The sequence below is a fragment of the Aristophania vespae genome, assembly GCF_009906835.1.
GTDB classification, from domain to species: domain Bacteria; phylum Pseudomonadota; class Alphaproteobacteria; order Acetobacterales; family Acetobacteraceae; genus Aristophania; species Aristophania vespae.
This window is the reverse complement of the sequence record NZ_CP047652.1, coordinates 497502-522956: the sequence shown is the minus strand read 5'-3', so window position 1 is coordinate 522956 and position 25455 is coordinate 497502. Positions and strand designations below refer to the sequence as shown.

General features: G+C 41.7%; 21 protein-coding genes and 1 pseudogene. 9 read left to right on the top strand and 13 right to left on the bottom strand.

Going from position 1 to position 25455, the window contains the following annotated elements; genetic code table 11:
* Positions 1 to 47 precede the first annotated feature (47 nt).
* Positions 48 to 956, top strand: coding sequence for a diacylglycerol/lipid kinase family protein (locus GT348_RS02350; RefSeq protein WP_160618346.1), 909 nt, complete (start codon positions 48 to 50; stop codon positions 954 to 956).
* Between the two features lie 1728 nt (positions 957 to 2684).
* Here GT348_RS02350 and nhaA read toward each other — a convergent pair.
* The 5 genes from nhaA to panC form a co-directional block, all read right to left on the bottom strand.
* A complete protein-coding gene (nhaA, locus tag GT348_RS02345) occupies positions 2685 to 3866 on the bottom strand; it encodes a Na+/H+ antiporter NhaA (protein ID WP_201740058.1) in 1182 nt (393 codons plus the stop codon).
* Between the two features lie 42 nt (positions 3867 to 3908).
* Positions 3909 to 4517 carry an HAD family hydrolase gene (locus GT348_RS02340; RefSeq protein ID WP_160618345.1) on the bottom strand — a complete coding sequence of 203 codons (609 nt, stop codon included), beginning with the start codon at positions 4515 to 4517 and terminating at the stop codon, positions 3909 to 3911.
* Between the two features lie 210 nt (positions 4518 to 4727).
* Entirely contained in the window at positions 4728 to 5837 is a 1110-nt protein-coding gene (locus tag GT348_RS02335) for a glycerol dehydrogenase (RefSeq protein ID WP_160618344.1), read from the bottom strand.
* Between the two features lie 207 nt (positions 5838 to 6044).
* Positions 6045 to 6983, bottom strand: coding sequence for a DMT family transporter (locus tag GT348_RS02330; protein ID WP_160618343.1), 939 nt, complete (start codon positions 6981 to 6983; stop codon positions 6045 to 6047).
* Between the two features lie 73 nt (positions 6984 to 7056).
* A complete protein-coding gene (panC, locus tag GT348_RS02325) occupies positions 7057 to 7893 on the bottom strand; it encodes a pantoate--beta-alanine ligase (RefSeq protein WP_160618342.1) in 837 nt (278 codons plus the stop codon).
* A 100-nt stretch (positions 7894 to 7993) separates the two neighbouring features.
* Here panC and GT348_RS02320 point away from each other — a divergent pair, with 100 nt between their 5' ends.
* Both GT348_RS02320 and GT348_RS02315 read left to right on the top strand, forming a co-directional pair.
* Positions 7994 to 9226 (top strand): TIGR03862 family flavoprotein, encoded by a 1233-nt coding sequence (locus tag GT348_RS02320; RefSeq protein WP_160618341.1) that lies wholly within the window; start codon positions 7994 to 7996, stop codon positions 9224 to 9226.
* A gap of 78 nt (positions 9227 to 9304) precedes the next feature.
* Positions 9305 to 10779, top strand: a pseudogene (locus GT348_RS02315) (helicase HerA domain-containing protein).
* Positions 10780 to 10836: 57 nt separating this feature from the next.
* On the opposite strand, the gene GT348_RS02310 reads toward GT348_RS02315, so the two are convergent.
* From GT348_RS02310 to tkt, 7 genes are all read right to left on the bottom strand, one after another.
* Positions 10837 to 11418: a gluconokinase gene (locus GT348_RS02310; RefSeq protein ID WP_408865151.1), complete on the bottom strand. Its 582-nt coding sequence runs from the start codon at positions 11416 to 11418 to the stop codon at positions 10837 to 10839.
* Entirely contained in the window at positions 11406 to 12092 is a 687-nt protein-coding gene (rpiA, locus tag GT348_RS02305) for a ribose-5-phosphate isomerase RpiA (RefSeq protein WP_160618340.1), read from the bottom strand. Before rpiA ends, GT348_RS02310 begins: the two co-directional genes overlap by 13 nt.
* Positions 12093 to 12830, bottom strand: a complete 738-nt coding sequence (pgl, locus tag GT348_RS02300) for a 6-phosphogluconolactonase (RefSeq protein WP_160618339.1) — start codon at positions 12828 to 12830, stop codon at positions 12093 to 12095.
* Positions 12831 to 12870: 40 nt separating this feature from the next.
* A complete protein-coding gene (locus tag GT348_RS02295; RefSeq protein WP_160618338.1) occupies positions 12871 to 13689 on the bottom strand; it encodes a Cof-type HAD-IIB family hydrolase in 819 nt (272 codons plus the stop codon).
* A gap of 61 nt (positions 13690 to 13750) precedes the next feature.
* Positions 13751 to 14752, bottom strand: a complete 1002-nt coding sequence (gene gnd, locus GT348_RS02290) for a phosphogluconate dehydrogenase (NAD(+)-dependent, decarboxylating) (RefSeq protein WP_160618337.1) — start codon at positions 14750 to 14752, stop codon at positions 13751 to 13753.
* A complete protein-coding gene (locus GT348_RS02285; RefSeq protein WP_160618336.1) occupies positions 14752 to 17604 on the bottom strand; it encodes a bifunctional transaldolase/phosoglucose isomerase in 2853 nt (950 codons plus the stop codon). The genes gnd and GT348_RS02285 overlap by 1 nt, the downstream gene beginning before the upstream one ends.
* 21 nt (positions 17605 to 17625) lie before the next feature.
* On the bottom strand, positions 17626 to 19635 hold the full coding sequence (tkt, locus tag GT348_RS02280; protein WP_236646596.1) for a transketolase: 2010 nt from the start codon (positions 19633 to 19635) through the stop codon (positions 17626 to 17628).
* 333 nt (positions 19636 to 19968) lie between these two features.
* Between tkt and GT348_RS02275 the strand changes: the two genes are divergently transcribed.
* The 5 genes from GT348_RS02275 to GT348_RS02255 all read left to right on the top strand — a co-directional run bounded on the left by GT348_RS02275 (position 19969) and on the right by GT348_RS02255 (position 23887).
* On the top strand, positions 19969 to 20457 hold the full coding sequence (locus GT348_RS02275) for an ankyrin repeat domain-containing protein (protein WP_160618334.1): 489 nt from the start codon (positions 19969 to 19971) through the stop codon (positions 20455 to 20457).
* Positions 20458 to 20575: 118 nt separating this feature from the next.
* Positions 20576 to 21658: a histidinol-phosphate transaminase gene (gene hisC, locus GT348_RS02270; protein ID WP_160618333.1), complete on the top strand. Its 1083-nt coding sequence runs from the start codon at positions 20576 to 20578 to the stop codon at positions 21656 to 21658.
* Positions 21659 to 21804: 146 nt separating this feature from the next.
* Entirely contained in the window at positions 21805 to 22056 is a 252-nt protein-coding gene (locus GT348_RS02265; protein WP_160618332.1) for a hypothetical protein, read from the top strand.
* Between the two features lie 90 nt (positions 22057 to 22146).
* Positions 22147 to 23442: an aminopeptidase gene (locus tag GT348_RS02260; protein WP_160618331.1), complete on the top strand. Its 1296-nt coding sequence runs from the start codon at positions 22147 to 22149 to the stop codon at positions 23440 to 23442.
* A 4-nt stretch (positions 23443 to 23446) separates the two neighbouring features.
* Complete coding sequence (locus GT348_RS02255) at positions 23447 to 23887, top strand: hypothetical protein (protein WP_160618330.1); 441 nt, start codon at positions 23447 to 23449, stop codon at positions 23885 to 23887.
* A 57-nt stretch (positions 23888 to 23944) separates the two neighbouring features.
* Here the strand turns inward: GT348_RS02255 and GT348_RS02250 are convergent, their stop codons facing one another.
* Entirely contained in the window at positions 23945 to 24247 is a 303-nt protein-coding gene (locus GT348_RS02250; RefSeq protein WP_160618329.1) for a hypothetical protein, read from the bottom strand.
* Between the two features lie 377 nt (positions 24248 to 24624).
* Between GT348_RS02250 and GT348_RS02245 the strand changes: the two genes are divergently transcribed.
* Positions 24625 to 25353, top strand: coding sequence for a response regulator transcription factor (locus GT348_RS02245; protein ID WP_160618328.1), 729 nt, complete (start codon positions 24625 to 24627; stop codon positions 25351 to 25353).
* Positions 25354 to 25455 lie beyond the last annotated feature (102 nt).

The following is a 25455-nucleotide window of genomic DNA, read 5'->3' as shown; positions in this document are numbered from 1 at the left end:
TACATTGAACTTGACCTTAAAACAGAGTTTCGAATAAGGCCTGATTTATGCTTACTAGATATGCATTATTAATCGTTAATCCTATTGCAGGCCATTATTCTAAAAGACGGCTCCACAAATTTGTGCATTATTTGCAGCAATTAAATTGGCATGTTTTTGTTGAGCCAACGCATTTTAAGGGACATGGTGCTCAGCTCGCACAAAATTATATCAACTCTGGGACTCAACTTGATCTCATTATTATAGGTGGTGGTGATGGTACAATTTCCGAAATTGCTCAAATTTTACTAGGCCAGACGATCCCTTTGGCTCTGTTTCCTATTGGCTCAGCTAACGTATTCGCCCGCGAGCTGAATATAGACTTTAATGACCGCAGAAACGCTATTATGATTTCTCATTATTGCCAAAAGGAAATATGGCCCGCTATTGTAAGTTCTGATCAATCAAAAACAATTTTTATCCAAATGCTCGGCATGGGTCCCGATGGTTGGGTTGTACATAATGTTTCCACTAAAATAAAAAAAATTTTTGGTAGAGCCGCTTATGTTCTGTCAACATTTTTGATGATATTGCGCTATAAATTTCCTGAATTTAGTATTTTTATAGATGGTCACAGCTACAAAATTAACGCAGCGATAATATCTAAAGGCTGCTTTTATGGCGGTAATTTTCAAATAACGGCAGCAAGTAAACAAAGCAGTAAAAATTGTGACGCTATACTTTTTCGTTGTAATAATTTTTACAAATTTGGCTTAGCTTTTTTAAAGCTATTATTTTGCAAAAAAAATACAGACCACCTAGAAATCATAACAGCCAAAGAAATTATCGTTCCCGCATCTGATAATATTTTTATGCAAATTGATGGTGATGTTTTTTCGGCAAAAGAAATAAAAATATCTATATCTCCACACCCTTTGAGACTATTAGTACCAAAAAATAATAGTAACAACTTTTAGAAAAGTTTTTGACAATTAGCTTTGGAATTACAAATTTATTAATATTATCCTTCATAATATGCCAGCATTAAAGTTATTTTTTAGAGATCTCAAATAATTTATAGTATTAATATAAATTAAATATGTTTATAAGTAAATATTTTTTACAACAACTGATAATATTGAAATATACTTAAAGATTTATAAAATCAGACATTTTTAACATTTCCCAAAGTGATTAATAAAACGACATCTTTTGGGATCTGGTAACCTATATAAATTTTTACATGAAATAAAAAGCTTAAACTCAACAAACACAAAGAATAAAATTCCTGCGATAAGATAAGATAAGATAAGATAAGATAAGATAAGATAAGATAAGATAAGATAAGATAAGATATTTATAGCACATAAATAAATTTATACAATATATAATTATATATTTTCATAATTAAAGAAAAACACAGAAATTTACACTACTTAGAAAGAATAAAATAATCATATCAAACTTACTTTAAGGTTTTTTCTTAATTTGATTAATAAGATACTTTACAACATATATTAAAATTAAGCCAAAACAACATTCAACTATAAGTTACATAATTACTTTTGACACATATATTATGAGCATTTTACGGTAATTATAAACCTATAATTAAGTGCTATTAAACGGTAAAAAATGGTTTCTACTGTTCATAGCCCAGAAAAACACCTGCTTTCTTTTTTCTAAAAAGCTTCGAATTTCTTCTTACACACAGTAAAAGTTTTTTTTTATGACAAAGCCTTTTAAAGAGTTAATAGATTTCAGATCATGAAAAACATGTTTCAATTTATAACAATGCTATACTAATCGCGAGTTTTTCATCACATTTATTAATTTACAAAATCGAGAAATTGATTAGATAGCTTTTAGTTATATTACCTTATTTTGTAATAATTTAGCTAGAATTAAAAAAACAATATAAGTACTATTATTTTATAAAAAACTTTTCATTAAATTACATAAGGCTTTGTTATAATTAACGTTATAATGTATTAGTTTATTTATAGAGTAATAATTTTTTACAAATTTAAAGTAATTTAAAAAATATTAGATTTTTAATTAAATATTATTATAATATATTATTATGCAACTCTATATTAAATATTACTTTTGACGTAACTTAGTGTAAAAGAACTATCACTTTTATGGGTAAAGCCATAGTGAAAAGAGATAAAGCTCTCTACATTAGGCTTTAGTCCTAAAAGCAGTATTAATGACTTTTTATGTTGGTAGCGCTTTTGGGTGGCAATTTAACAGTCTTTTAGTGCATGAGAATTAGCTGTAAGTGACCATATTTCAAGATATTATATTTTAGAGCAGAAATATAAGCGCCTACATATTTTGCTGCAAAGTAACGCAATGTTTTTTAGAGCTTAGAACCCGATAAACATGTTTTATATGCAGGAACTTTTTTGATTTAATGCGATCATTATATATAGGCTTTATGGCCTATAGTTTCATTATTTTTGTATATTTTTAGTAAATTTAAATACAGAGAACTATGATAACAATTTCCTACTCTAAATAATAACGTGAACACACTTAAAAACAGTATCAATATGCCAATCACGTAACTAACAGATATATATATTTCACCCTCTCCTCCACCCTGACGCGGAGAACGAATAATTTGTAACTTTGCTACAATTTTTTGCAGATCGTAGGCTCAGTTTTTTCTCGCTCACCTAACAGCTCTTAGAGCATAATTAATGCTTATATTTATGAAGCTGCATAATTGGTGAGCAGTAAAATCTTAGCCACGCCCACCCAATAAGCGCTGCAAGAATTGAGCCAACAAAAATGCCTAATTTTGCTTGAATAAGATAAGGCGTATTAAAAAAGGCTAAGCCCGTTATAAAGAGACTAATTGTAAAGCCTATGCCGCATAATATGGAGAGACCAAAAATCATTTCCCACGAAGTATTATAAGGTAGCGATGCTATTTTGAGTTTTTGCGCTAAATAAGTTGCGCCAAATACCCCAATGGGTTTGCCCACGAGCAAACCAAGCATTATGCCCAATGTAACAGGCGCAAAAATCATCTCAGTAGTCATATTTGAGAGTGAAACGCCCACACTTACAAAACCAAAAACGGGCAGAATCAACCAATTTACCCAGGGATAAAAAACTTCTTCTGCTTTTTGTAACGGAGCGATTTCACCTAATTTGCTATAGCTTGGCAGGCTTAGCCCCGTAATCACCCCTGCGATTGTCGGATGCACGCCAGACACCAACAGCGCCACCCATAACAAACAGCCCCCAATCCCATAGGCCCATAAAGACTGAATATAAACTCTATTAAGTACCACAAGGCCCAGAGTGATTATAAGAGCCGCCAGAAGGGCAATATAATTAAAGGCTGAACCGTAAAAAAGTGCGATAACGACAATCCCTAGTACATCATCAAAAATCGCCAATGCAACAAGCCAAACACGCGCGCCATCAGAAACATAATGGCTTAAAGCCAAAATAATAGGCAAAGTAAAAGCAGCATCAGTCGCAATTGGCACAGCCCATCCCCGAAAAACATCGGGGTGAGTTAATGTCATTAAGATATAGATTAAAGCCGGCACAATCATACCGCCCAAAGCCGAAATCAAAGGGAGAGCTGCGCTTTTGATAGAAGAAAGATGACCAGAGACCAGTTCTTTTTTAATATCAATCATTATTATCAAAAAAAACAGCGCCATTGGTCCTGTGGCCACAAATTCTTCAAAAGTTAAGTTTGCGCTTAAGCCTGGAAGAGGTATTTTTGCCTCAATAAGACTAAAATACGCCCCCGATAAAGAAGAATTAGCCGCCCAAAAGCCTAATATGGACGCTACTAGAAGGATAATAGCCCCTCCAGCAGGTTGCTTAAAAAAGCGCCTAATTGATGCTATATTCACTGATACTCTCTATATAAAACTATAGGTGGCTAAAAATAGACTTTATTTTAAATAGTCAGGGCCAAGAACTTTGCGGACATCTATAACCTGCATAGAAGCTGCTTGAGCCGCCTCAATCCCCTCATCACTATCTTCAAAAACGAGGCAGTCTTGCGGTGCTATAGAAAGCTTTTGCGCAGCTAATAAAAATAAATCAGGAGCAGGCTTGCCCTTTGTTACATCCTCAACAGTCACCACCGTTTTAAAAAGTGGCGCAATATTTATAGCTTCTAAAGTAGCCTCAACAGTGGGACGATTTCCACCAGAGGCCACAGCCATAGGAAGTTTTTTATAATAATCATGTGCTACCTGTGCAACTGGTTCAACGGCACGAACCAATTTAATATTTTTCTTAAACAGGATGCCACTTTCAAGTGAGGCTTTATCAATATCAAATGCAGCGTTATAAGTTTTTTGGAAATCTTTTAATAAATCAATACCAGAGATTCCTACACGCTCATAATACCATGCCTCTTCCATGCTATAACCGCAATTTTTTACGGCCGTACTGAAAGCGATATAGTGAACAGGTGCTGTCTTGGCTAAAGTATTATCACAATCAAATATGATTGCTGAAAATTTATAGGATGTTACATCAATCGCCTTAATCACCAATTAGACCTTTATTCATAGATAATATCGTTACTTAATTTCTGCTCTAGCCGTTAAAAAATTTATATAGGCTGTCTATTATTATAACCAGACCTTGCCACCCAGACTTGACTTAGCCGGTAATTTCGTCAGGCTGTCTTTTTAAAACATATATATATAACGCACGTCAAAAGCCCCTCTCATAATAAAGAGGGGCTTTATCATTATAATCTATTGTTTACGGTAATATTCAGCCATAGCATTAGCAGCAATCATAGCATCGTAAACTTCATTTTCAGTGACCTCAAAAGGCATATTGCCCATTGTATCACCTTTATCACAAGCAAGCTGAGCTACTTTGCGCCATTCTTCTTCTTTAAAGCTTTTCAGGCCCAATTCCGCAAGCGTCATTGGTAGACCAGCAGCTTTGATCACATCAATAACGTCTTCAATTTCTTCTTTAGGAGCATTTTCAAGCACTAATTGTGTTAAGAGCCCGAATACAACTTTCTCACCATGCTGCGCCTGATGCAAATCAGGCACTACGCTCATGCCGTTATTAACAGCATGTGCTGCTGCAAGGCCCCCAGATTCAGCACCAACACCGCTCAAATATATTGTAGCTTCAATCACTTGCTCTAAAGCAGGTGTAGAGATTTTATTATGCACGGCAAACATAGCTTGTTCGACATTCTCACATAAGAAGTCATAGCACATTTCTGCCAAGCCGAGCCCCGTATGAGATGGCCTTTTTAAAACAAGATTGAGTCCGTCTGAGTGGTAGCAGGCACGTGCTTCAAAATATGTTGCAAGCGCATCACCAATACCGGCAGCAAAAAACCGTGCGGGGGCCGCAGCCAAGATGCTTGTATCAGCAACAACGGCATCAGGATTTTGGGGAAGATAGAGGTAGCGGTCAAAAGAATGATCTTCTTTATAGACCACGGCTAATGCTGTGCAAGGTGCATCAGTAGAGGCAATAGTAGGGTATAAAATGACAGGAAGCTTGTAATAATAAGCTACTGCCTTAGCTGTATCGAGCGTTTTACCGCCGCCAACACCAACAATAACATTTGAACCCTGAGTTTTGGCTAACTCACCCAGGCGTTTAATTTCTTTATCTGTACATTCAAAGGCAAATTGTTCAGCATACCCCTTAAGATTTGCTTTTTCTAAGGCCGCAATACTTTCTTTTTTAACACGATCTACAATAAAGACATCACTGATAATAAGAGCATTATCACCAAAATCTTTAACAAAATCAGGCAATTGCGCAAGTAAACCTGAGCCAATAATGAATTTTTTTGGTGATGTTACTGTACGGGGTACTTTATGAGTCATATTCGATTACCTTAAATTTATGTTTATTATATACACCTTTCAGCCTATACCTCTTTCCCCCTTCATTCTAGTGAAATCAGGGAGAAAGCTAAGATTGTGAAAATAATTTTAAACCAGGCTCAACGAATTCTCTCAACTATTCCAGATCAGGCACTTTGTGAGACAATAACGGCGTTAAACTGCGTTTATGTACTTTAATACACTACGCTAAGAAGAATGAGAGGCTAAGCGGTTACGCTTTTCATCCTCTTCAGTAATCTCTAGCTTTCCTGTCCAGATCAGCAACATATAGCGACATATCCAGTTGATTGTGCCAGAAAATGTCACGATAAGAACACCAAGAACAGTCCAACGGTCTAAATGATCATGAAAGATAATCTGACTAAATAAGACAGCCCAGATCATTTGACTATATTGAGAGAGTGATACGCGGCTTGCAGGTGTTTTTTGTGCTGCGAGCATTAAAAGAAGCTGCCCTAAAGCAGCCAAAAAGCCGTAACCAAAAAGATTAATCCATGCTGTAATATCACGCGGCCACGTAAAATGCCCCATCATTAAAAGGCCATTGCCTATCAAAGGTCCACAAAGGCTTGAGCTTAGAAGCTCTAACTTATTTGTTTTACCAGCTGCAACTTTATAAGCAATTACACTAATAGCATTAGCCAAGGCAGAAATAAGCGCACAAACATAACCCAGATTAAAAGGCTTTACGCCTGGCCGCAATACAATCAGAACACCAATAAACCCAACAAAAACCGATAGCCAGGATGCCAGAGAAATACGCTCTTTCAAGAAAACAGCAGATAAAATATTGGCCATAAAGGGCATTAAAAACATAAGCGACAATGCTTCTGGCATTGAAAGCAGCATAAAGGCTTCTACGCTCACAGCTGTTGCTGTGAAAACCGCCACAGCTCTCAAAAGCCAGAGGGGTATTTCCTTTTTATAAGGAATCGTATCTGCATAGCTCTCATGTTTTTTCTTTACGAGAGGAAGCAGCAAAAGCCCAAATGCACCGCCAGAAAATGCCACCTCAAAGGGGTTTATTTGTCCTGCGAGCAATTTGGAAAACATATCGCTAATGGCTAAAGCTGCAAAGCCTGCCAATGCCAAAAGCAGACCAATAGTTGCTTGACTGAGCCTCATGGTCTCTTACGCGCCTATTTCTTGTAGAGGAAGATTGAAAAGACGAATCCACTCCGTCTTTCGAAGATTTTCCTTACTCTAACGCTAGGGGCAAATTGTCAATAAGTCTTGCCTGACTAAAGGGCACAGCAAGCAGAGCAATGCCGCTTTCACTTACCGGGTTAACCTCCTGAAATGTAAGCGGATCAACGATTTTAGCGTAATCAATTTTTTCAATATTATTTTGTTTTAACGTGTCTCTTATAGCTTTTTCCAAAACATTACGATCACGCTCTCCTTTTTGAAATAAAGATTGTGCCCTTTGCAATGCTTTATAAAGCGCAGGTGCTTTCTCACGTTCTTCTGGATTTAAACGCACATTCCGACTTGAAGATGCTAATCCATCTTTTTCACGCCAGGTAGGCACTGTAATGATTGTAACCGGAATATTTAAGTCAGCCACAAAACGCTTGATTACAGCACATTGCTGGGCATCTTTTTGCCCAAAATATGCCTTTTGCGGCTGAACTATATTAAAGAGTTTTGTTACTATAGTTGCCACACCTGTAAAGTGCCCCGGACGAGATGCACCTTCTAGTTGAGTAGCAACACCTTTTACACTGACTTCAGTAACGTAATTCTGAGGGTAAATATCGCCAGCTTTGGGGGTGAAAACGATATCAACACCTTCTTTAGCTAAAAGCGCCATATCCTGCTCTAAAGAGCGGGGATATGTTTCAAAATCTTCACCTGGTCCAAACTGGGCTGGATTAACAAAAATACTAACAATAACGGCGTCATTTTCAGCTTTTGCCCGGCGCACGAGAGAAAGATGACCTTCATGCAAAAAACCCATAGTAGGTACAAAACCAACATTCCCTAACGTGTTACGTGCATGACGTAGAGACTCTATAGTTATGCATTGTTCCATTTTATCTCTTTCTTTCCCTATAAAATTTCTTACGGGCCGCCTTTAATAAAAATAAACTAGCCCCCCTGACAAACTCTTCCACAAATGGCAATGAACCTTCATGATTAACCAACACTCTCCTGATTCTGCTACCTCATTATCTGAAAAAAAAGTAATTGCCATTATTGGCGCCGGACCAGCTGGTTTATTTGCCGCTGAATGTTTGGCGCGAAAAGGTTATTCTGTCCATCTTTTTGACCATATGAAGCGCGCTGGCCTTAAATTCCTTCTTGCTGGACGGACGGGGCTTAACCTCACTCACAGTGAACCTTTTGAAATATTGCTCTCCCGCTATGGAAAAGCACAGTCATGGCTCGAACCTGCTTTGCGTGCTTTTACGCCCACTCAGCTCATAGAATGGGCTGAGGGACTTGACCAGCCATGCTTTACAGGAAGTTCTGGCCGCGTTTTTCTAAAATCATTTAAAGCCTCCCCCTTGTTACGCGCGTGGCTAGAAAGGCTGCGGGATTTAGGGGTGACATTTCATGCCCGCCATAAGCTGGTCTCTCTGGAAACACAAAAAGCACAGTTTCAGACCGCTACCGGGTTAGTTAATTATAAATTTGATGGCTGTGTTTTAGCCTTGGGAGGCGCTAGCTGGTCTCGGCTGGGAAGTGATGGTCAATGGGTCCAAATGTTTCCCCATAACTGCGCCCCTCTGGAGCCTTCTAATTGTGGTTTTTATCCTGATTGGTCTGAAGAATTTTGTCAGACACATGAAGGTGCTATTCTTAAAGCCATTACCCTTACTTATGATAAACACCAGATTAGAGGCGACCTCACATTAACCCGTAGAGGACTAGAAGGCGGACCTCTCTATACGCTCTCCCCTCACCTAAGAGACGCTATTAAGCAAAATGGTGAAGTTATTGTTAAGCTTAATTTTAGGCCATTATTATCGCATGAAGTGATTGTGCAGCGCCTTTCCCAGCAGAGGCCACGTGAAAGCCGTGCCAATCGCCTTCGAAAATCGTTAAAATTTGATCGCTTTTCTACAGCCCTTATCAATCATTATGGTGATAAAACCCAGGACAATGAAAGTCTTGCTTCCATGATCACCAGCTTTCCGCTCAAGCTTGTTGCACCGGCTGCATTAGATCGTGCCATTTCCACAGCTGGTGGCATTAAATCTGAGGCTTTTGATGAGCATTTTATGCTGAAATCTCAAGCTGGTATTTTTGTCTGTGGAGAGATGCTAGATTGGGAGGCTCCTACAGGCGGCTATTTATTACAAGCCTGTTTTTCTACGGCTTTTGCCTGTAGCCACCATCTGGATCGCTGGCTTTCACAATAACCAGTTTTACAATCTTCAACCTATATAATTGTTTTTATAATCGTCGCTTTCACAATAATAAGGCCCTAAATTAGAGTCATGACGTCTTCTAAACCCTCTCCAATTAGTCTGGGAACTGATCGCACTGGTTCTGACGCGACATTAGATTTGCCTGAACTTTTGGCTACGCGCCTTTTGGTGCAGGGCAATTCTGGTTCTGGGAAGTCTCACCTGTTAAGGCGCCTTTTAGAACAGACAGCCCGCCTTGTACAGCAGGTTATAATTGATCCTGAAGGTGATTTTGTTACCCTTGCAGATAAATACGGACATCTCATCATTGATGTTGATACACAAAGTGAAAATGCATTACAGGCAGCGGGCGAGAAAGTACGGATTCACAGAGCCTCTGTCATACTTAACCTGGAAAATTTGGAGACAGAAGGACAATTAAGAGCTGTAGGCTCTTTCTTATCCGGGCTTTTTGAAGCACCCCGTGCTTATTGGTACCCCGTTTTGGTTGTTGTGGATGAAGCCCAACTTTTTGCTCCCTCCGCCGGAGGAGATACCTCTGATGAGGCAAGACGACTATCTCTTGGGGCCATGACAAATTTAATGTGCAGAGGCCGCAAAAGAGGTTTGGCCGGAATTATTGCGACACAGCGTTTGGCTAAACTGGCCAAGAATGTTGCAGCAGAAGCCTCTAATTTCCTAATGGGGCGTACCTTTTTAGATATTGATATGACAAGAGCTGCCGATTTATTGGGCATGGAAAGGCGCAGTGCTGAATCTTTTCGTGATTTAAATCGGGGCAGTTTATGGCTTTGGGACCAGCTTTATCCCGAAGACCAAAACATATTACGATTGGTCCGGTTGAGACGTCCAGCCGTGCTTCTGGCCCATTCCTTATGCCGCTTGAGCAACCCTCTGTGCCAGCTGAAGCTTTGCGAGAGCTGATTTTGCAAGCTGAGCCCGACCTCCCTCCTCGACAAAGAAAAGAAGCTGCCCCTCCTGCCCCTGATTTATTAGCCCAGCTTGATGCTTATGCAGAAAAACGCGCTGATGATGAAGAGAAAAACGCAGCCAATAGACCTCAGCTCCAAGAAAGCGATCCCGCTCTTATTTGGCAGCTCATCAGCGAAACAACAGAGTCGGAAAAAAGTTACTACCATTCTCTTGCCACTTTGTACCAAGACTTCCAGATGAGGGCTCGTTTAAAAGGGCTACCACGCTCAGTTATCGATATTGATGAATTTAGGCGCCTTTTAGGCACAATACGGTCTGGCATAAGTCAGGAAGATGCTGAATTGGAAGAGTGGCACGATATTTTACAACGTGCCAATCAACTACCTGAAGATCTTCAAGGACTTTATCTTTTGCTAGCTAATACAGCCCGTATAAACAAGCCATGCCCAGATGATGAAATTCTTGCCCGTTTCTACGGCACACACTCGCTCAGCAGAGCAAGACGGCAGCTTCATTATTTAGAAGAACGCGAAATGATTATTTTGCGAGAAGAAGGATCTAAAAGAGCTGTAGCGATTGTAGGACCGGCATGGCAAACTTTACTCAGTTAAAATAAAGGCCCCTTTAAAAAGGAGCCATTATTTTAAAAACTATCAAAATTTTCGATATTAAGACTCTTCAGGGGCTGGAACAGTTTTTAAAAGCCCCACCACATTGTCCAGAAGTTCCGCCGGACCAAGTAAGCTCGTAACTTTGATTACTGGCTCATCATCTGTTGGTTCTTCCAAAGTGGCATATTGGCTTGGTAATAATGAAGGTGGCATATAATGCCCCACCCGGTTTACTAAACGATCTTTTACAATTTCAGGTTCTGGACTCAAATAAAGAAACTGCACAGGCAGGCCCTGAGCCAGTACATCACGATATTTTCTTTTAAGAGCAGAACAGGTTAGAACAGCCCCACGACCTAATGTAACTTCTTTCGCTAACCAGTCATGACATAATTTTAGCCAGGGAGCACGGTCTTCATCATTTAAAGGCTGACCGGCTTTCATCTTTTCAACATTGGCCAAAGGATGAAGTGCATCCCCTTCCTGAAATGGCCAGTTTAGTCTTTCAGCTAAGCCTTTTGCTAAAGTCGTTTTACCTGTTCCAGAAACGCCCATGACGACAAGATAATGTGGAGCAATTTCCACCTCTTGGGAATAAGAAACATTTTCTTTTTGCATTGTGTTTGTCATTCCGACCATTGCACAATTTCCTTTTCTGTAGCGATGATAACATCACTTGTCATGTGGGCAAATATTCCATGTTCAACGACACCAACAATAGCATCCAAGCATGAAGATAATGTTTTTACATCTCTAATAAGCCCAAAATTACAATCAAATATAAAGTTACCATTATCTGTAATAAAATGGTCACCACTTGATGTGAGACGCGGCGTAATATCAAAAGCCCCTGCGTCTCTTAAACGCAATACTGTACTTTTACTGCCAAAAGGCACAACTTCTACCGGAACCGGAACACGCTCGCCCAGACATTCAACTGGCTTTGTCGCATCTACAATTACAACAAAACGCTTTGCCGCCTGTGCAACTAACTTCTCACGCAGTAAAGCGCCACCAAGTCCTTTTATTAGATTTAGTGTTCCGCGTTCAACTTCATCTGCCCCATCAATTACAATATCTAGTTGGGGATAATCATCTAAACTCCCTAAGGGAATAGATAATGATGAAGCTAATGCTCGCGTTGCCTCTGACGTAGGCACACCTATAATCTTCAAGCCCTGAGCAACGCGTTCACCAAGGCTCTGAACAAAGTAAGCAGCTGTGCTCCCTGTTCCGAGTCCTACGATCATGCCTGATTCAACAAAGGAGGCAGCTCTTTTTCCCGCTGCTGCTTTGCATTCAGCAACAGTCATTTAGCCTTCTCCGGCAGCAGCACGATCAGATAAAATGAGTATTTTTCCGTCAGATTTAATACGACCCGATGGGATCGTGTCATCTGCTTGTTTTAATCTTTTAAGCATCGGTACTTTATTTTCCCCGGTAATAAGGAAAACAACCAGTCGGCTAGACTGGATAGCCTTGTAGGTCAAAGTCAGACGATCATGAGGTGCCGTTTTAGGCGCTGAAATCGAAACCCAATCACGATCATTATCAAGCACCTCTTCACCTGGAAAGAGTGACGCTGTGTGGCCATCTGTCCCGAGACCAAGCATAACAACGTCAAATAAAGGCCGACCTGGCTCTAATGTATCGCTACCATATGATTTTTGTAAAATAGACTGATAAGTCGCAGCATCTTCTTTCGCACTGCTCGAAGTCGGCATAGGGTGAATTTGGGATGCCGGAAGAGACACTTTGGAAAGAAGTAAGCTTTGTGCCATTTTATGGTTACTATCATCATGTGTCACAGGCACATGACGCTCATCGCCATAAAAAATTTCTACGCGGGACCAATCAATTTTTTTAGCCATATCGGGCTGAGCTAAAATCTCAAAAAGGCGCTTGGGGGTCGACCCTCCTGAAAGAGCAATGCGGGCTTTTTGTTCCGGACAGGTCTCGATAGCATCAATAAGCAATTCGGCCATACGCATAGCGACGGCGTCGGCATTTGCTAAAACCTCTGATGACGCTTTTTTCATATCAGTGGTCATAATTACGTTCCTTAATAATAATGACTTAACCTAAGACCAATTAGAGCCGGGGTAAAATGATTTTTTCAACAGCATTAGCCCAGCCCTCATTTTCGTTATCATCTGTAACAAAAGACGCCACATTTTTGAGCGCCTGAGGTGCATGTCCCATAGCAATGCCCAATCCCGACTCCTCTAACAAAGAGATATCATTTTCAGCATCACCAATGGCAATAATTTGCTGTGGTTGAATTTTATAAAGCTCAGCAATAGCGCGCAGCGCTGCACCTTTTGTCGCAACCGGAGCCGTAATATCAAGCATATAGGGGCTAGATCTCGTAATTGCTGCTTGATCTTTATAACTATTGTTAAAACTGTGCTCTAAACTGGCAATAAGATTGATATCAGGCCCTGTAGCCACAATCCGACTAACAGGCATGGCATGTTCCAGCAAATTATCAACTTCGCGAGGGGCAACATCTGTCACACCCTGCTCATAGATGACGAGCTCAGTGCTAGCATCTTCAACAAGCCATGTCTCATAATCCTGAAGCCAAATTTCAATAGGATGTGGCAGAAGAGCGCTTATCAGTTCCTGGACTAAGGGCAAAGGAAGAGTGATATCACGATATAAATGGCCGTGAGGGCCGAAAATAACACTGCCGTTAAAACCGGCACAAATATTGTTTAAATCTAATTGTTTAATATAGCGCATCATGCCCTTAGGGGGGCGTGCACTTGCTAGGCATAATTTTATGTCAGCAGCCTGAAGCCGCTCAATCATTTCTAGTGATTTGGGAGTAATTATTTTATCAGGTGGCAAAAGCGTTCCGTCCATATCGGACATAATAATTTTAAACGGCAAATCTTTATCGCGCATTTTGACCCCTCTTTATAGAAATAAGGTCGGGGTTGAACCCGACCTCACCTCTATTTTAAGCTTACTTTTTAGGCTCGACGTGACCACCAAAGCCAAAGCGCATTGCTGAAAGAACTTTCTCAGCAAAGTTATTGCCCGTGCGTGACCGGAAACGTGTGAAGAGCGCAGCCGTCATCACAGGTGCAGGAACATCTTCCTCAATAGCAGCTTCAATTGTCCAGCGGCCTTCACCTGAATCCTGGACCTGACCCGAGAATTCGGAAAGATCACCAGAATTTGCTAAGGCCTGTGCTGTTAGATCAAGCAGCCATGAAGAAACAACACTACCGCGGCGCCATAACTCAGCAATATCAGCCACATTGAGATCAAAGCGTTGATCTTCAGCTACCAGCGGAGAGTTCTTTGATTTTAGAACATCAAACCCTTCTGCAAAAGCCTGCATCATGCCGTATTCAATGCCATTATGAACCATTTTCACAAAGTGGCCTGAACCCGCAGGTCCGCAATAGAGATAACCTTTTTCTGCACGTGGGTTATGCTTGCCTTCCTGACGGTTTGGTGAAGGAACAACATCACCAACACCAGGAGCAAGAGCCTCAAGGAAAGGATCGATAAAGTCAGCAGCTGATTTCTCACCACCATACATGAGGCAATAGCCGCGTTCTAATCCCCAAACGCCACCTGAAGTACCAACATCTATATAGGAAATGCCTTTTTTAGCTAATTCCTGAGAGCGTCTGATATCATCTTTATAATAAGTGTTACCACCATCAATGATGATATCACCTTCACCCAAAAGGGCTGCTACCTTTTTAACCATACCTTCTGTGACATCGCCAGCAGGAAGCATAATCCAGATAACACGACGTTTTTCGGCAGAAAGGGCCTTAACCATTTCTTCAAGTGTCTCAACGCCGTGAGCCTTGCCATCAACGCATTTTTCAACAGTTCTGTTAAAGGTTTCAGGCGTACGATCGAGAAGAACGACATCATGCCCATGACGTGTTAGTCTTGCTGCAATATTGCCGCCCATGCGGCCTAAACCAATAATTCCGATATACATTATTTTATTCCTTTAAGAGCATCTTTTACAGCAGCGGTTAAACGCTTCAATCCGTCTTCCAACGATCCTTTTACATGAACACGCAAAGCACGACGTCCACGAGAGGCGAGAACATCGAAATCTCCACGTGCCTGAGCTGCTTTTACCACACCAAATGAATAGCTAGCGCCAGGGACCTTAAGGTCTGCTGCGTCATCGGCAGTAATTTGCAAGAACACACCACTATCTGGACCACCCTTATAGGCTTGTCCAGTTGAATGGAGGAAGCGAGGTCCAAACTGTGCAGCAGTGGCTACATGCAATGCATCTCTGAGGGCTAGACGAAGATCTTGCTCCCAACCAATGTGAGATGCATTTTGCTCAATATAGGCCAGAAGCCCGATATAGTCGCTTTTTTTAACTCTTCCGAAATGCGCTTTCAGGATTGAAACAGCATCACCTTTTCCGAGGGCCTGGGCATTTTTATCATCTGCATAGAATTCTAAAGTGCCGTCAGTTGCAAAAGGAGCCTCTTGAGGAAGATGTCCTGTTTTTTCGTAAGCTTCTGTCAGTTTACGTGTTTCTACTTTACTGAACTCAACATCAGGTTGATCAAAAGGATCAATACCCAAAACTGAGCCTGCTACAGCAATCGCAAATTCAAGCACAAAGAATGCCTGACCAATTTGCTCTTTTGTATGAAGCTGTAAAGAAAGAACCGGATGTCCGGCATCACGTAGGGCTTTTAAGCGGCTATTTGATGGTTCATTACCAAGACGAACTTCCACAAACACACGGTCATTGCCATATACGGAAGGCTCACCAAGTGTTTCGCCATCAATGGGGATAAGGCCCGTACCTATTTTGCCGGTACTCTCTGCAATAAGCTGTTCAGCCCATGCACCCAGAGCTTTGACCCCTTCCGAGGCGCAAAGAGTAACTTTGTCACGTCCGAAAGTTTTTGCAGCAACACCTAAGGCAAGTCCTAGGCGGGCTCCAGGATTCATGGCTGGTGGAACACTGCCATCACATGAACTGACCATGAGCATGACACTTTCCAAGAAAGCGCGCACATCATATCCAGCCGCAGCAGCGGGCACTAATCCAAAAGCTGAAAGAACTGAGTAACGTCCACCAATTTCGGGATTACCATGGAAAATATGACCAAATTTATGGTCTTTTGCTTTTTTCTCAAAAGCTGAACCAGGGTCAGTCACAGCAACAAAATGTTCACCAGGATCCTGTCCTAGTGCTGCTTTTGCCTGTTCCCAGAAATAAGCGAATAAAATATTCGGCTCTAAAGTGCTACCTGACTTACTGGAGACAATAAAAAGAGTCTTTTTAAGGTCAACCTGTTTGGCAAAATGCGCAATTTGCTGTGGGTCTGTACTGTCAAGTACATGAAGCTGAGCAGCCCCGCTTACACGACCAAAAGTTTTTTCAAGCACTTCTGGGCCAAGGCTGGAGCCACCCATTCCTAAAAGAAGGATGTCGCTATAACCGCGTGACTTAACTTCTTTGGCAAATTTCTCATAAGCGTCGCATTGAGCAAGACCATCTTGTGGTGCATTAAGCCAGCCGAGCCATTTGCTTTCAGGGCCATTTGTCCAGACAGATGCATCATGTGCCCAAATACGACGGACCCCACCACCTTCTGACCATTTTTTCTCAGCAGCAACAACAGCTGGTGATAATTCATCGGGTAAAGATAGGCTCAGTTCAGCAAGACGATCAGAAAGAACAGCCTCACGACGTGCCTCCACAGCCCCTAAAAGAGCATCAAAGGCAACACAGAAAGAAGCACAACCTTCAATAACGAGTGTTTCAGTCACTTTTTGAAGGTTAAGATTCAGACGCTCAGCTTCAGCCAGGACCTTACGGGCACCTTCAATATCCTCAAGCAAGCTTCCTCTAAGTTTTCCGTGATCACGAAAAGCATCGAAGGTTGCGGGTGGGATTGTGTTGACTGTATCTGCCCCAATAAGCTCTTCAACATAAAGAACATCGCTATAGGCTTTATCTTTTGTTCCCGTGCTGGCCCAGAGCAGACGTTGAGGCTGTGCGCCTTTTGCTTCAAGTGCTTTCCAACGTGCGCTTTTGCTTACTTCCAAATAATGTTGGTAAGCTAATTTGGCGTTTGCAATAGCAACTTTACCACGCAGTTTTTTCAGCTCTGCCGCTTCTGGAGCATTTTCAGCAATGCGGCGATCAATCTCAGCATCAATTTTTGAATCGATACGGCTCACAAAGAAAGACGCCACACTTGCCAGATGATCAATGCTCTGGCCTTTTTGAACGCGCGCTTCCAGGCCCTGAATATAAGATTCTAGAACAGCCTTATAAGCATTGAGCGAAAATAAAAGCGTAACGTTAACATTGATGCCATCGGCAATAGCATCTTTAACAGCGCGTGTGCCTTCTGCTGTGGCTGGAATTTTAATCATGAGGTTTTCACGATTAACTTCTTTCCAGAGCCGACGGGCATCAGCAATTGTTGCTGCCTGGTCATAGGCAATATAAGGCGAAACTTCTAGGCTAACATAACCATCGCGCTTTTTTGTTTTGTCAAATACTGGCTTTAAAACAGCACAGGCATCACGAATATCTTCAATGGCGATATGCTCATATAGCTCACCAGCTGAAAGATTATGTTTTGCCAGAAGACTACGAACTTCTGACTCATATTCTGCGCCATGACCAATAGCTTTTTCGAAAATGGCGGGGTTAGACGTGACCCCCATTAACCCATCTTCTTCTACCATTTTTTTCAGCGAACCATTGGCTGTAAAATCACGACGGATGAAATCGAACCATGGTGACTGGCCGTGTTCGGCCAGTCTTTTTAGGGAATTACCCTCATTGTTTTTGGTCATTTCTTTTCCTTAAATCTTACTTTAGTGACGAGCTGCCAATAAAGCCTTGGCGGCCTCATAAACGTCATCAACAGTAAAGCCGAATTTCTTCATAAGTTGACCTGCTGGTGCGGAGGCACCAAAGCCTGGCATAGCAATCATTTTGCCTTCTGGACCTACATAACGGTCCCAACCGATAGGCGATGCCATTTCAACGCCAACTCTTGCCTTAACCGAAGGAGGAAGGACGCTGTCACGATAAGCCTGATCCTGCTCTTCAAAAAGATCGAGACTTGGCATAGAGACGACACGCGCTTTAACGCCTTCTGCTCTGAGGCGCTCATAAGCCGCAACAACCAACCCTACTTCAGAACCGGAAGCCATGAGAATGACATCTGGTGTTTGGCCACAGCAAGCAAGCACATAAGCACCTTTTGTCAGGCCAGAGGCTTGCGCATATTTTGAACGATCAATAGTCGGCAGGTTCTGGCGGCTCAAAGCAAGAGCAACAGGACCTGTTTTATGCTGTATCAAGAAACGCCATGCTTCTGTCACTTCATTTGCATCAGATGGACGCATTAAAGTGACGTTTGGCGTTGCCCTAAGCTGAACAAGCTGTTCAATGGGTTGATGTGTTGGGCCATCTTCACCCACACCAATAGAATCATGAGTAAACACATAGCTCACTGGTAGATTCATCAGAGCAGAAAGACGGATTGGCGTCTTCATATAATCTGAGAAGATAAGGAAGCCTGAGCAGAACACCCGCAGCCCGCTAAGAGCCAGACCGTTGCAAATCGCACCCATGGCATGTTCACGCACACCAAAATGGATATTACGCCCGCTATAAGTACCGTTCCATTTTTCTGGTTGGAAGGACCCACCGTCTTTAATGGTTGTTTTTGTAGAAGGGGACAGATCGGCCGAACCACCAATCATCCAAGGCAGATTTTTCGCTACCGCATTAAGCACCTCGCCAGAGCTTTGACGCGAGGCTACGCCTTTTTCATTGGTTTCATAAACAGGAAGGTCTTTATCCCAACCCTGAGGTAACTCACCAGCAAAGATTGCTTTTAATTCTGCTGCCAGTTCAGGGTGTTTTTGGCCATATTCTGCAAAAAGCTTATCCCATTCCGCACTTGCTTTTGCGCCACGGCGGCCCAAACCTTCAGCGAAATGTTCTTTTACACCTTCAGGAACATAGAAAGGAGGCGCATCTTTGAGCCAACCATAAGAAGCCTTGGCGCCGATAATTTCTTCATTTCCAAGCGGCTCACCATGGGCAGATGCCGTGCCGGCCTTTTTAGGAGCACCAAAGCCGATAACAGTTGTTAAGACAATTAAGCTAGGCTTGTCTTTAACATTTTTGCACTCTTTAAGAGCGGCCAAAATAGCTTCATGATCATTGCCATCATCAATATGGACAACGTGCCAGCCATAAGCTTCAAAGCGCTTACCAACATCTTCGGTAAAGGCAAGATTGGTTGATCCTTCAATGGAGATATGATTGCGATCATAGATCCATGTAAGATTACCTAATCCCAGATGCCCTGCCATAGAAGCAGCTTCTGATGCGATTCCTTCCATCATATCCCCATCACCACAGAATGTCGTGACGTGATAATCAAAGAGCTTAAATCCAGGACGGTTATAACGAGCTGCAAACCAGCGCTCTGCCATCGCCATACCAACAGAATTACCACAACCCTGACCCAAAGGCCCTGTCGTGGTCTCTACCCCAGAGGTGTGATGATATTCAGGATGGCCTGGGGTTAGGGAATCTAACTGACGGAAAGATTCGAGATCTTTTACACTCAGAGAGGGTTTATCGACGACCTTCCCTGATTCTACAGATTTAATACCAGCAAGATGAATAAGAGAATATAAGAGCATGGAAGCATGACCGCCAGAAAGAACGAAGCGGTCGCGTGCGGGCCATAGCGGATTTGCAGGGTCATAGCGCATGTCATGTTGCCATAGGGCATACATTGCAGGAGCAAGCGCCATGGCTGTGCCTGGGTGGCCGGATTTCGCACGCTCTACTCCATCCATCGACAGAGTTCGAATAGTGTCGATACATAGTTTCGATAGCGAGTTAGTCACTTTAGAAATCCTTAATCAATAAACGGCAACTAGTACAGAATTAGTCTTCTTTATCTTTCTGTCCAGTCCCAAAACACCAACGCCATTAGAGTTGGCGTGGACCGGTGGGTAACGCAATGCCTAAAAAGCAAAAATTTACCTGGAACACGATTTTGTGTCTGTTTATTATGAGTCGATTTCGACTCTTTTCGCTGTTTTGTAAAACTCATTGAAGTAAACAGTTTAAACCACTTTGTTAGGTAATAAAATCTTACTACCCCGCATTATAAGTCAGGAAAAATTATGACTGATCATAAAATAAATTTTACTCCAGAACAGATAACAGCTTTATTCATAGATACTGCCAGAAGTGGCGATACTGAGCTGCTTTCACAATTTCTTGAAGCAGGTATGCCAGTTGATTGCATTGACAGTCGCGGATACACGCCACTGATTGTAGCGACATATAATGATAATTTGGAAGCCGCTAAGTTACTTTTAGAAAAAGGTGCTAATCCTGACGCAGCAGATCTTAAAGGTGCTACGGCCCTATCAGGCGTTGCTTTTAAAGGGTTTGACACGATAGCTGATTTACTCATTGAACATGGGGCCTCGGTTGATAAGCCTAATCATGCAGGACGCACCCCACTTATGTTTGCTGTCATGTTTGGCCGTGAAGCCATGGTTACCAAGCTCTTGAAAGCTGGGGCTAATCCCGACCATAAAGACATTGAAGATGTTTCAGCACGTATTTTGGCACAGCGGCAGGGATTAGAGCATCTTTTCTCATAACACTCATTCACAATGTAATTTGGCATTGTAGCTTAGCAGTGTAATGGAGGGATTTTCCCTCATACAACGCGGCAAAATATTCTTTTTTAGCTTCGCTTTTTTTCGTAGGGCAGATTTTATGAGCCGTTTATGGAACCCTTCCATTCACAAATTACATCCATATATTCCTGGAGAGCAGCCACATTTATTAAATCTTACAAAGCTCAATACAAATGAGTCACCTTATGGACCAAGCCCTAAGGCGATAGAAGCCATCAAAAATGCTGCAAATGAGGATCTTCGCCTTTACCCTGATCCAACAGCCCGAAAACTTTGCGAAGTCATTGCGGATAAATTTGACCTTAAACTTGATAATGTTTTTGTTGGTAACGGATCTGACGAAGTTCTGGCTCACGCTTTTCGTGCCTTTTTTAGGCCAGAAAATGATATTCTCTTCGCAGATGTTACTTACGGATTTTATCCTGTTTATTGCGAACTTTTCGGCCTTAGCTATCGGCATATTCCCCTCAAGGAGGATTTTTGCCTGGCGGTAGAAGACTATCAGGGGCCATGCGGTGGAATTGCAATTGCAAATCCCAATGCCAATACAGGAATTGCCTTACCTCTTGACGCTATTGAACAGCTTCTAAAATCTCAACCTGATTGTGTTGTCATTATTGATGAGGCCTATGTAGATTTTGGGGCTGAAACTGCTGTCTCGCTCATCAAAAATTATGACAATCTACTGGTTGTTCGCACTTTTTCTAAATCTTCTGGCCTGGCAGGATTGCGCGTTGGATATGCTTTAGGAGCCCCAGAGCTTATTGAAGCCCTGACCCGTGTTAAAGACAGTTTCAACTCTTATCCCCTCCCTCGTACATCTCAGGCCGGTGCTGTTGCTTCTCTTTTAGATGAAGAGTGGTTTGGCAAAACTGTTCGACATATCGTCGCTACGCGGGAAAAACTGATTCCTCAACTTGAAGCACTTGGTTTTAAAATTCTGCCATCTCAGGCAAATTTTATTTTAATACACCATCCAGAATTTTCGGCAGTGACTCTTCATAATCGTCTCAGAGATCAGTCTATAATAGTAAGGCATCTCTCATCTGTACCGCGTATTCAAGAGTGGCTACGTGTTACAATCGGTTCGGACCAGGACTGTGAAAACCTAATTCGCATTTTAAGAAAAATTCTGGAAAATCCTAGTTTAAAACCAGTTTGAGATACTCACCAAAAGAACTGATTTAAAAGAAAATCTCTTTCTTAATCGGACAGTAAGACTCCTCCTTAATACTGCAAAGGAGGATGTTCTGCCTGAAATGTCAGGCAGAGAATATGATCTTACCTAATTAAGAGGAGTTTGTGGCAATGCGCTTTGGCAACAGAATGTTATCTGAAAATCGCCCCATTCGTCGTAATCTTGATGAAAAAAAGAAACAGCTAAAAGAGTTGCGTGATGTTTTGGAACATATGAAACCCCATACATCTCTGGCTTTGAAAAATAGCATTAGACGTAGAATTAGTGAGCTGAGCACCGATATATTAAGTTCATCGCAAAAAAGGCCAGACGACTCAGTCAAAACGTCCCAGCATAAAATTTACGCGCTCTACGCTGATTGAACAATTTTACTTCGAGAAGGTTTATCTGGGTTAAAGCGGTTTTATTAATGTTAAAATAATCTGGGCCAGAATGCTCTTATTGCACTCAAAATGATTTATGCTCACTTTATAAGTCATATTTCAACAAAGAACCCAGAGTGTAATACCGTGTCTCAGACAGAATTCTCTCATGAACAATTACTTGACCGCCTTGGTGAAGTTGCTGTGCGTATCGGACTTAATCTTGTGCCGCAGCAGCAACTCCTTATTACAGCCTCTTTAGATGCAGCACCGCTTGTACGCCGTATTACCGAGCACGCTTATCGGGCCGGTGCCTCTCTCGTCACAACCTTTTTTAACGATGACGAGACGACTCTCGCCCGCTACCAATATGCCTCACCCGAAAGCTTTGATGTCGCGAATGAATGGCTTGCTGACGGAATCGCTCGTGCTTACCGTGAAGGCGCCGCACGCCTCGCTATAACAGGGGGTAATCCAACCTTACTTAAAGGTCAAAACCCTGATTATATCCAGCGATCGAGCAAAGCGAGCTCAAAGGCTAACCGCCCCGCTATGGAAATTATTACCCAATTTGCGACAAACTGGACTATTGTCGCTGCCGCTAATGCAATATGGGCTCAGCAAGTTTTTCCAGATTTGTCAGAAGAAGACGCACTGAAGGCCTTATGGCAAGGAATCTTCACATCATCCCGCGTCGATACACAAGACCCAATAGCGACCTGGAAAAATCATAATAAGCAACTTCATGCCCGCTCATCCCAGCTTAATGAACAGCGCTTTGACGCTTTAGCTTTTAAAGGCCCTGGCACAGATATTACGATCGGTTTGGCTGATGGACACTTATGGGCAGGCGGCGCTGAAGAGACAAAATCAGGCATTATTTGTAACCCTAATATACCTACAGAAGAGGTATTTACGACACCTCATTGCACCCGTGTGGATGGTGTGATTTCTAGCACAAAGCCTCTTTTCCACCAGGGATCGCTCATTGATGGTATTCAGGTTCATTTTAAAGAAGGAAAAATTATAGAGGCCCATGCCAGCCAAGGGCAAAATGTCCTTGAGCGTATTTTAGATACAGATGAAGGCTCAAGGCGGATTGGTGAAGTTGCCCTTGTGCCTCACTCCTCTCCTATTTCTCAAAGCGGTATTCTTTATAGAAATACGCTCTTTGACGAAAATGCCTCCAGCCACATCGCTTTAGGGCAATCTTATACAAAATGTCTTTCCGATACAGATGGACAAAATGAGGACCAGCTTTTACGACGCGGCGCTAATCAATCTATGATCCACATTGATTGGATGGTTGGTTCTGGTCAAATAGATGTTGATGGTATCAAAAACGGCCAGTCTTACCCTTTAATGCGCCAGGGAGAATGGGTGTAAATCTGTGTCTATAACGCTTGACCCCAACTCTTTGCCATCTCTCGATATTATTGGGCTTTCTCAGTCCGGACAAATCGTCCGGGCTGAGCGCCATACACAAGAAGATGGCATACCCTCTTTCATTATACGACAGGACTGGGACGCTTTAAAAACACGGGAAGGCCATGAGCAACCCGCATATAGCGATGAAGCTCTATTAATAGCTCTAGAAAAAATTTCGGCTCATTTTCTACAGGAAGCCGCAAAAACTTTCATTACACTAGGTGGACATGAGTCAGAAAAGAGACCGCCCGCAATCTTCGAGATTGAAAGTGACCTTTTTCTAAATCAAAAAAAGGTCTTTTTACTTTTGGTAAGAGATAAGGCTTATCCAGTGATATGTGCCTTAATTGGCTCGTCTTCGGCAATTTTGCAGTCTTTGAAAGAGAACCAGAAGAAAAATTAACTTAAGCTATTAATAGAGAGCTTTTGAATTCTGGATGTAATATATATTTTTTAGAAGCTACGACTCCGCATCCGAATCGGATGGGTCAGATGCTTCTAGAACGAGAGCCTGTCTTACAAAGCCCCTCTCAAGAGAAATTGAAGCGAGTCGTTGGCGTGCAATATCGATATTGCGCCTGCCAATAGGAAGCCAACGACTAAATTCTTCCACAACATCATCGCCAGAGTTAGGATAGCTTGCTTCTAATAACCGGTTCATTAGATCTTTTTCAGCATCCTCTAATTGCATAGCGGCATTGTCCTCACGTTCTAGTAAGGTGTAAAAAAGCTTAAGTGTAGGATTTTGGTCTTTTTTAGCCATAAGCTAAGCTCTTACCTTCTTTAGGATGGTTCCAAAACAAGTCCAATATGTGAAATCCCTTTGAAAGTTCTGATAAAATCATAATTCCTATAATTAAACAATCTTTTAAAAAGAAGGTTTTTATCTAAAATCAGCCTTTTTGATTTGTGGCATAATTACATTTATCATTTTTATATTTACTTATTACAGTAAGAAATTTTACTTATTTTAATGTAAAATTAATTAATTTTCCCAATTTATTTTTTATCTACTCAAAAAAGTCTGAAAGAAAATTATTGACTTGGTCGGGTAATTTGATGCCTAAAAAAACAATCATAGGTTGCATTTTTCATTATTAGAGCCTCTAATTACAACCTATGTAATAGGAGACTTAAACGATGCGTGTCTTGATTGCAGAGAGTGACCTCTCCTCAGCGAACCAATTAACGAAACTTCTTTCCAATGCTTCTTACACCACGGAACGCACTTCTACAGGTGAAGAAGCTATGGATATGCTTAGGCATTATGATTATGACCTATTCATAACTGAGTTAAATCTTACGGATATGGACGCCGCAGACCTAATCCGTATGGCGCGCCGATCGCAAATAAATGTGCCTATTATCGTTGTTTCTGCTGTAGGACGTCGACCTGTTAAAACAAAAATCCTCAATCTTGGGGCAGATGACTATGTTGTTAAGCCATTTGACCCAGAAGAACTTGTCGCGCGGTGCCAAGCCATCATGCGCCGGACGAGAGGTTTTGCAGATTCTTTATTAAGAGTTGGCCCGTTAGAACTTAATCTTGAAAGTAGGATTGTCAGTATTCACGGCAAACCACTTCACCTTACAGGTAAAGAATACGCAATTTTAGAATTGCTAGTTATTCGTAAAAACACTGTTCTTACAAAAGATACGTTCTTGAACCATCTTTATGGTGGTATTGACGAACCTGAAATGAAAATAATCGACGTTTTCATCTGCAAATTAAGACGCAAACTTCAGACATATGATGTAGATAATCTTATCTCAACCGTCTGGGGTCGCGGCTATATTATGCGTGATGTAACAGAAAATACATCTACAAACACAAATGCCTCTATCCCTGCTCTACAGCCTCACTCTTAAAAGTGAGGCAAAGCCTGTTTTATGTTTTGATATTCCCTTCTTTCATAGAGAAAGAAGGGTTTTTTATTAAAAAGCTGGTTAGAAGAATTAGAAAGATAGCAA